Origin of the sequence: Candidatus Aquicultor secundus, from assembly GCF_002791875.1 — a bacterium.
GTDB lineage: Bacteria > Actinomycetota > Aquicultoria > Aquicultorales > Aquicultoraceae > Aquicultor_A > Aquicultor_A secundus.
Genome location: NZ_PFNG01000226.1, coordinates 1 through 8,996 on the forward strand (window position 1 = coordinate 1; position 8,996 = coordinate 8,996).

At 50.6% G+C, this 8,996-nt stretch carries 7 protein-coding genes; all 7 read left to right on the forward strand.

Translation table 11 applies throughout. The annotated features are described in order from the left end of the window. The first annotated feature begins 205 nt into the window (after window positions 1-205). The gene (fabD, locus tag COY37_RS09610) at window positions 206-1,153 is read left to right on the forward strand and encodes an ACP S-malonyltransferase (RefSeq protein ID WP_286679256.1); all 948 of its coding nucleotides are present in this window, start codon (window positions 206-208) and stop codon (window positions 1,151-1,153) included. A gap of 9 nt (window positions 1,154-1,162) precedes the next feature. Further along, complete coding sequence (fabG, locus tag COY37_RS09615) at window positions 1,163-1,903, forward strand: 3-oxoacyl-[acyl-carrier-protein] reductase (protein WP_286679257.1); 741 nt, start codon at window positions 1,163-1,165, stop codon at window positions 1,901-1,903. A gap of 49 nt (window positions 1,904-1,952) precedes the next feature. Next, window positions 1,953-2,177, forward strand: a complete 225-nt coding sequence (gene acpP, locus COY37_RS09620) for an acyl carrier protein (RefSeq protein ID WP_353682476.1) — start codon at window positions 1,953-1,955, stop codon at window positions 2,175-2,177. 53 nt (window positions 2,178-2,230) lie between these two features. Beyond that, complete coding sequence (locus COY37_RS09625) at window positions 2,231-3,205, forward strand: NAD(P)H-dependent flavin oxidoreductase (RefSeq protein ID WP_286679259.1); 975 nt, start codon at window positions 2,231-2,233, stop codon at window positions 3,203-3,205. Beyond that, window positions 3,198-4,439 (forward strand): beta-ketoacyl-ACP synthase II, encoded by a 1,242-nt coding sequence (gene fabF, locus COY37_RS09630; RefSeq protein ID WP_286679260.1) that lies wholly within the window; start codon window positions 3,198-3,200, stop codon window positions 4,437-4,439. The genes COY37_RS09625 and fabF overlap by 8 nt, the downstream gene beginning before the upstream one ends. Beyond that, window positions 4,440-5,138: a ribonuclease III gene (gene rnc, locus COY37_RS09635; RefSeq protein ID WP_286679261.1), complete on the forward strand. Its 699-nt coding sequence runs from the start codon at window positions 4,440-4,442 to the stop codon at window positions 5,136-5,138. It abuts the gene before it with no gap. A gap of 290 nt (window positions 5,139-5,428) precedes the next feature. Continuing rightward, entirely contained in the window at window positions 5,429-8,959 is a 3,531-nt protein-coding gene (gene smc, locus COY37_RS09640; protein WP_286977391.1) for a chromosome segregation protein SMC, read from the forward strand. The last annotated feature ends 37 nt before the right edge of the window (window positions 8,960-8,996 follow it).

An 8,996-nucleotide genomic window follows, 5' to 3' on the forward strand; every position in this document is an offset into this window, starting at 1 on the left:
TCTGAAGCGTTGTGAAGAATCTGGAAAGAGATATGTTAAAAATATTATAGGCAGGTAAAGTTAAAACTGTCATTCTGAACGAAGTGAAGAATCTTGGGTGCGGTTTCTTTGTTAAGAAGTAAAAGGGTTTAAGCTTTGACAAAGCAACTACAAGATGAAGGTTTAGCTGAAAGCTGGCAGCTATTAATAAAAGGAACGATCAGTAGTGGCATATAAGAACGGCGTAGCATTTGTGTTTCCGGGTCAGGGATCGCAATATGTGGGAATGGGGGAAGAGCTTCTTGAAGCCTACCCAATCGTACGCGAGACCTTTGGCCGGGCGAATGAAATACTTGGAGTGGATTATCTTGAGACTTGCCTTAACGGGCCGGTTGATAAACTCAACGACACAGGCAACACTCAGGTATGCATCTATATCCTTAGCTATGCCATCTATAAGATAATCGAAGATACCGGCTTCAAACCGCAAGTTATTGCGGGGCACAGCCTTGGCGAGTATAGCGCCTTAAGCGCAGCCAATGCACTCAAGTTCTCTGACGGCCTTCAGATAGTCGCCAAGAGGGCCGAGCTGATGAGCAAGGCAGCCGCAAAATATCCCGGCAGGATGCTCGCCCTGCTTGGGGCCGATATGCGCGCGGTCGAAGATATTGTTTCCGACCTCTCGAACCGGGGAACGATCTCCGTCGCCAATTATAACTGTCCCGGCCAAATCGTCGTATCCGTTGAGGCGGGGCTGGCCGATTTGGCAACGGACGCACTATCTATGAGCGCCGCAAAAAAAGTGGTAATGCTGCCGGTAAGCGGTGCGTTCCACTCGACTATGATGCAGGCCGCTGAGGATGATTTTCGGGCGTTCCTGGATGGCTATATCTTCCTGGGCGCCGATATCCCCGTTGTGCCGAATACCTTGGCGCATCCGGTTATAGATGCGGTAGAATTAAGAAACGCCCTGCAAACGCAGATATCGTCATCCGTAAAATGGCAACAGTCCGTAGAGCAAATGATCGGTCTCGGCATCAAAACATTCGTTGAGGTCGGGCCCGGCCAGGTGCTCTCAAAGATAATTAAGAGGATCGATAAACAGGTTGAAGTATTTGCGACCGAGAATCCTCCTCTTTTGGCAAAAGCAATCGACCGATTAAAAAAGGCGTAGAGGAACCTTATGAGACTAGACAACAAAGTTGCCCTGGTAACAGGCGGTACCCGAGGAATCGGAGCTGCCATTTGCATACGGCTTGCACGGGAAGGGGCAAGTATCGTTTTCACCGGACGCGACATACGGGCGGCAACCCCTGTTATCTCCGCCATAAAAGAGTGCGGCGTCGATGCGTTCTTTCATAAAGCCGACGTCACGGATAAGGAACGGATGGAAGAGGTCGTAAACGAGGTCGCTAAGCAACTGGGCTCGCTCGATATCCTTGTAAACAATGCCGGCATCACTAGGGACAGCCTGTTTATACGTATGAAAGAGGATGATTGGAACGCTGTTATTAATACCAATCTAAACGGAGTATTCAACGTAACCCAGGCAACCGCAAAAATCATGCTCAAGCAACGTAGCGGCTCGATTATAAACATCTCGTCGGTGATCGGAGTGGCAGGAAACGCAGGACAGGCGAATTATGCGGCGTCCAAGGCGGGCATAATCGGTTTGACTAAAGCCCTCGCAAAAGAGTTTGCAACCAGACACGTACGGGTGAACGCAATCGCCCCGGGCTTTATTGAGACCGAGATGACAAAGAAGTTGCCGGACGAGGCGCGCGAAAAAGCGCTCGCTCAAATCCCTCTCAACTTCTTTGCCGAGCCGAGCGACATAGCAAGCGCCGCGGCATTCCTGGCTTCAGAGGACTCGCGCTATATAACCGGCCAGGTACTGGTTGTCGACGGCGGCATGAAAATGTAAATTAATCTGATATTTCCGAAAGGAGGTGTCTTTTGTGGCAGACGATAAAATTTTCTCAAAAGTAAAAGACATAGTCGTCGAGCAACTTGGTGTAGACGAGGGCGAAGTAGCGATGTCTACTTCATTTGTTAATGATCTCGGAGCGGACAGCCTCGATATAGTCGAGCTTATCATGGCTATGGAAGAGGAGTTCGATATCGAGATCCCCGACGAGGACGCCGAGTCTATCGGCACGGTCGAGGATGTCGTTAGTTATGTCTTGAAGAAAATGTAATTAAAGGAACGATAAAGTAATTTGTTTCCCTTAAAAGAATTAAAGGAACACATATGAGCTTACCAAGCCTGAAAATAGGCGACCTGACTGCCAGGGTGCCGATTATGCAGGGCGGAATGGCCGTTCGCATTTCTATGGCAAAGTTGGCGGCCGCTGTTGCAAACGAAGGCGGGATAGGCCTTATAGCGGCCTCGGGCATTAAGCCTCCTGAGCTAATTGAAAATATACGAGAGGCCCGATCGCTAACCGATGGGATCATCGGTATCAATGTGATGGTCGCCGTAAAAGAGTTTGCAAACCTGGTGAAAGCCGCTATCAAAGAGAGAATCGACCTTATAGTAGCGGGCGCGGGCTTTTCTCGCGACGCTTTTAAGTGGTGCGCTGAGGGCAAAGTGCCGTTCGTACCTATTATATCGAGCGAAAAGGCGGCAAAACTTTCCGAGCGGTTAGGCGCCTCAGCCGTTGTCCTTGAGGGGAAAGAGGCCGGCGGCCACCTTGGCACCACCCATGAGTCAACGTGGGAGATACTGCCGAGAATCGTTAAATCGGTCGGTATCCCGATAATCGCGGCGGGGGGTATTCTACATGGCGCTGATATTGCGAGGGCGCTTTCGATGGGGGCGAGCGGTGTCCAGATGGGCTCACGCTTTGCGGTCAGTGAAGAATCAAACGCTGATATTGCCTGGAAACAAGCGCTCATCAATGCAAAACCGGAAGACGTCACGCTAATCGAAAGCCCGGTCGGAATGCCTGCACGTGCCGTTATGACAGAATTTGTCAAAAACCTTAAGGCCCACGGCGACAACAAGCCAAAGATCCGTTGCGTCAGCTGCCTTAAAGACTGCAAGAAGAACTACTGCATCATAGATGCTTTAGAGAAAGGCCGTCAGGGCGATTTGAAAAACGGTCTCGTCTTTTGCGGCGAACGCATCGGCGAGATAAAAGAGATATTATCCGTAAAGGAGATAATTAAGAACCTGGTGCAAGAATATGAACAAGCAGTAAGTCCGGTGGGTATCTATGGATAGAAGGGTTGTTGTAACAGGATTAGGCCTACTCTCCCCGGTCGGCACAGGAAAAGACGATTTTTGGACAAGTCTTATTAACGGGAAATCGGGCATCAAAACCATCACCAACTTCGATACAACGGACTATCCGACTACGATGGCAGGTATGGTAAGTGATTTTGAGCCATCGGACTACGTAGGGCATAAAGAGGCGCGTCACATGGACCGTTTCCAGCAGCTTGGCGTAGCCGCAGCCGTACTTGCGGTAAAGGACGCGCACCTGGAAATCACCCCCGATATTGCAGATAGAGTGGGCGTCATCGTCGGTTCGGGAATCGGCGGACTCGGGACCATGGAAGATCAACACCGGATTCTTGTCGAAAAGGGACCGCGTCGGATAAGCCCCTTCGTAGTACCGATGATGATAACCGACCTTGCGGCGGGGCAGATTTCAATAGTATTAGGGGCACGCGGACCAAATGTATGCACCACTTCCGCCTGCGCTTCTGCCAGTCACGCAATCGGTGAGGCGTTCGAGGCGATTCGACGAGGTACCGCGGATGTGATGCTTACCGGCGGTGCGGAAGCCTCCGTAACGCCGCTTGGAGTGGCCGTATTTTGCGCTGCGAGGGCTCTGTCATCCAGAAACGATGAGCCCGAAAAGGCCAGCAGACCCTTCGATGTCGACCGTGATGGTTTTGTTATGGGCGAAGGTTCGGGCATTCTGGTTATCGAAGAACTACGCCATGCACAAGCCAGAGGCGCCACGATTTACGCCGAGATCATCGGCTACGGCGCTACAGCGGACGCATATCACATAACCCAACCCGATCCAAGCGGACGAGGTGCAATGAGGGCTATGGACATGGCAATCAAAGAAGCGGGCATCACAAACGAAGAGGTCGATTACATCAATGCCCACGGCACAGGCACCCAAGCAGGAGACATAGCAGAAACCAAAGCGATAAAAGAACTCTTCGGGGAATATGCCTACGATTTGCCGATCAGCTCGACCAAGTCGATGACCGGCCATTTGCTTGGCGCAGCGGGAGCAATCGAACTCATCGCCTGCGCTCTCGCAATTAAGGATGGCGTTATACCTCCGACAATAAATCTTGATACACCCGATCCGGAATGCGACCTAAACTATGTACCGCACACAGCGATAATAAAAGACATAAACACAGCGCTCTCAAATTCATTTGGTTTTGGCGGGCACAACGCAAGTTTACTTATAAAGAAGTTTGAGGAATAGATGATGTCGCTACCAGAGAACCTGCAAACAGCCGAGCAATATCTCGGCGTACAGTTTAGAGACAAACACTTGCTATTTCAGGCGTTAAGCCACAGGTCATATAGTTTCGAAAAAGAGCTTCCCGAGACAAATGAAAAACTCGAGTTCCTCGGGGACTCGGTCCTTGGTTTAATCGTAACAGAGTATATCTATCATAAATTTCCCAGCCTCAATGAAGGGGACCTCGCAAAACTAAGGGCAAACGTCGTTAACGCCAACTTCCTGGCGGAAATAGCACAATATCTGAATGTAGGCGAATGCCTGCTGATGGGAAAAGGCGCTGAGCAAACCGGTGGCAGAACCCGCGTTTCAATTCTTGGGGATGCCCTCGAAGCGATAATCGGCGCGATCTATCTCGACCGGGGGACGGACACCGCAAAGGAATTCATCCTTAGAAACTTTAAAGAACTCATCGATGAGCGCGCATCGCTTGGCGAGTTCGGGGATCCAAAAACACGGCTCCAGGAACTCGTCATGGCCAAATACGGTAACATACCAAGATATCGCACCGTAGACGAATTCGGTCCTGTCCACGATCGCAACTTCGTCGTCAAAGTCTATATAAACGATGAGGCCTGGGGCCAGGGCGTCGGCAAAAGCAAAAAGAAAGCCGAGCAAGAATCCGCAAAACAAGCACTCGTCAAGTTCGAGGCAAAGTAGGCTGTAGGGGAGTATGCAGTAGGTAGTGTGCGGGTTGTAAAGAAGAGTGAGCTTGGGTGTCATTCTGAAGGAGCGAAGCGACTGAAGAATCTCGGGTGCAGTTAGAGTGATTGCAACTGGCCAGCGCTTAGGCGTGGCCAAGCTACTATAAGAAGAAGGTTTTATCCTGAATTCTAGCTCCTGGCTTCTGACTCCTGTTGTATAATGGTTGATAAATAGCAATAGCTTTGAAATCGAGCAGTATTTAAACATTTGAAGCAGCACCGATTGTTGATCTTAAGGAGTTGTAGTTGCACCTAAAATCGTTGACGTTGCGTGGATTCAAATCATTTGCAGAACGAACGGTCCTACGGTTTGAAACCGGCGTCACCGCGATCGTCGGTCCGAACGGGAGCGGCAAGAGCAACATCAGCGATGCCGTCATCTGGGTGCTCGGCGAGCAAAGCCCGCGCTCTTTAAGAAGCGGCTCAATGGATGATGTCATCTTTGCCGGAAGCTCCGCGCGCGCAGCGCTCGGTATGTCCGAAGTTTCGCTAACCTTGAGCAACACCGACGGGCTTCTTCCAATCGAGTTCACCGAAGTCACGATTACGCGTCGCCTCTACCGCTCGGGTGAAAGCGACTACTATATCAATAACTCGCCGTGCCGGCTCCTTGATATTCAGGAATTGCTGTCCGATTCAGGCCTGGGCAAAGGACTTTACTCGATAATAGGCCAGGGGCGATTAGAAGAGACCCTGAACAGCAAGCCGGATGATAAACGCCTCCTAATTGAGGAGGCCGCCGGTATCCTCAAACACAAGAAGCGCAAGGAAAAAGCCTTGAAGAAACTGGGATCGATGGATGCAAACCTCCAGAGGGCCAAAGATATCGCCCAGGAAATCGGTCGCCAGTTGAAACCCTTAAAAAACCAGGCCAACAAGGCCCAGGAATATCTTGCCTTAAACAGCAAGCTGCGCTCACTCGAAATAGGGCTAGCCATTATCGACCTCAACGAGCTGCAAGACGATTGGGAAACCGCAGTATCCCATGAAGCTAACCTAAAAGAGCAGCTCATGCAGCTAAAAGAAGACCTTACAGCCGAGCACACAAAAGCCGAGAAACTGCAACTCGAGTTTGAGACCAAGAATTTTTACTCGGGCGATATTAGCGAGAAACGACGCAAGCTCCAATCCGACGAGGAGAAAATTCGCTCTAACGTAAACCTCCTGGATGAAAAAGCCAAGAACATCGATCAAAGAATAGGGGAGATCAGGCATACCATCTCCCAAAGCGAGCAGCGAAAACACAGCCTCATCGATCAGCAACGCTGGCTCGAGAAGCAGAAAGCGGCGCTGTCCTCCGAGATCGATAAGAACTCCTCAATCCTGATCGAGTTAAAAGGCAAGGTTGAAGATGTTTATAAAAAGCGGCAGGATATCGAGGAATCCATAGCCGGGCTTAAAGCAAAAGTCCAAGCCGAAGCCCGTATGTCCGATAGCTACCAGCACGGGGTAAACGAGCTGCAGCTTTCCATCCATACCGCCGAAAACCAGCTCATCTTCCTGAAAAACGAGCTTGGTTTGCTGGTAAAACGCAAGACCGATCTCTATCAGCGCATCGAGCAAAAGAAGCGTGACACCGAGGTCACGGGCATCGAGATAACGCGGCTCGAGTTTCAATTCAACGAACTTACCATGGTCATCGACCAGCTTAAGGCCGAACTCGAAACTAAACGTATGGCCGAGGGTGAACTCAGACAGGAACTCGCCGGTTTAAAGGCCAGGATAAAAGCCCTCGAAGATATCATAGGCTCATTCCCGACGCTCAACGATGTCGCCGAATCGCTCGGTTCAATCGACATGCCTGAAGTTATCGGGCTTCTCAAGGATGCCATCCAAGTCCGACCCGAGTATGAGCGCGCAATCGAAGCCGTTCTCGGCGGGGATATTTTCTGCGTTGTGCTCGAAAACTCAGACAGTTTGAAAAAGCTTGTGAGCGCTAAAGATGTGGAATCGTTAAGCCTCACATCCTTTATTGCAAGCGACCGTGCGCGTTTTAAACTCCCCACAAACAGGCTACCCATGGCGACCTGGGCGCTTGATGTCATAACATATCCAAGCGAGTTCAAATACGCCGTCAGCGCTCTTTTAAGTCACGTCTACATCGTTCCGGATTTTCATACGGCGCTCACCCTGCAAGAGCGAACCGAGGGCGAGATCCTGGTTACGGGCGATGGCGAGGTGGTTCTTCCTAACGGAAAAATAATCTTCGGTGCCGCCAGTGAGGCCATCGGTATCCTTGGATACCAGCGGGAACTCGATGACATGAACGCAGTCATCGCCGATGTGGAAAAAAAGATCAAAACCACCGAGGCCGCACAGGACGAAATACGGCAAAAACTCGATCGGTTTACAACCCAAAAGGACGACATCTGGGCTAGTCTCCAAACGAAGAAAGTCGATAAATCGAACCTTAAGCAGTCGCTCGATGATGCCGAGCCCGAAGTAGCAAAGCTCACCGATCAGGAAAAAGCCCTTCGCACCAAAGTCAACTCGCTTGAGAAAAGGTTTAAAGAAGAGAGCGAAAGTATCCTGCGCCTGCGTCAGGAATACAAGGTTCAGAAGGACAAGCTAGCGGCGTTGCAGTTTACGTTTGATGATTCAACAAAATCACGCGAGTCTTATCTAGAGGAAGAGTCCCGTCTAAAAGTTGAGCTTGGTAAAGTAAAGGTCGATATCGAGTCCCTAAACGAGCGAATTTCGCATAACGCCCGACGAATTCCCGGCATAAACAAGGAACTCAATAACTTCGATATCCAGATGGAAAAGGAGAGGGAGTTTCTCGATTATTTGGTAAAACTCCACGCACATATCGCGCCTCTTAGGTCGGCGTTTAAGCAGGTTTTAGAATCGGTCATCTTCAGGCACGACCAGATCAGCGAGATGACCCTTTTTGAAGAAGGATCGCTCGAAGACCTGCGCCAAGACCTGCGGCAGAGCCAGCTTGATGCAAACAAGACCAGCGATCGCGTCGAAAACACTATCCGACAACTTCATGAAGTCGAAGTTAAAAAGGCGCAGCTTGAATTAAAAGTAACGTCAGCGGTTCAAAAAGTCGTTGATGAATACGATGTACCCCTCGAAAAAGCCCTCGAAAAGGGATTGGCCGTTGAGAGGGAGGAGGCCGAAGCAGAGGCATCCGCCCTGCGCCGCAGAATCGCCGTGCTTGGCCCGGTCAACCCGATAGCCGTCGAAGAGTATACCCAGCTCGAAGACCGCCACAAGCTCTTTATGGAGCAAATCGAAGATCTGCAGCGAAGCAAACGCGCGCTTCTTCGGGTAATAAGCGCCATCGAGCAAAAGATGAAAACCCGCTTCGTCGAAACCTTCGAGAAGGTAAACGAGAGCTTCCAGGCGGTCGCCGCATCCCTATTCCCCGGAGGTCACGCCGAACTCATCCTAACAGACCCCGACGACACCCAAAACAGCGGAGTCGATATCATCGCCCAACCCGGCGGAAAGAAGCTACAACGCCTCTCGCTCCTCTCCGGCGGAGAAAAATCCCTTGTAGCGCTGGCATTCTCATTTGCCCTCTACCAGACAAAACCAAGTCCGTTCTACATCCTCGACGAAGTCGAAGCCGCCCTCGACGACGTCAACCTACAACGTTTCATCGCACTTCTTAACCGAATAAAACTGGACAGCCAGATTCTCATCATCACCCACCAGCGCCGCACCATGGAAGTGGCCGATTCCCTCTACGGAGTCTCCATGCAAGCCGACGGCGTCTCTCGCCTCATCTCCCAAAAGTTCAGCGAAGTAACCGTAGGAATGGTATAAAAACAGTTAATTGGTGAATCGGTGAATAGGAAAAACC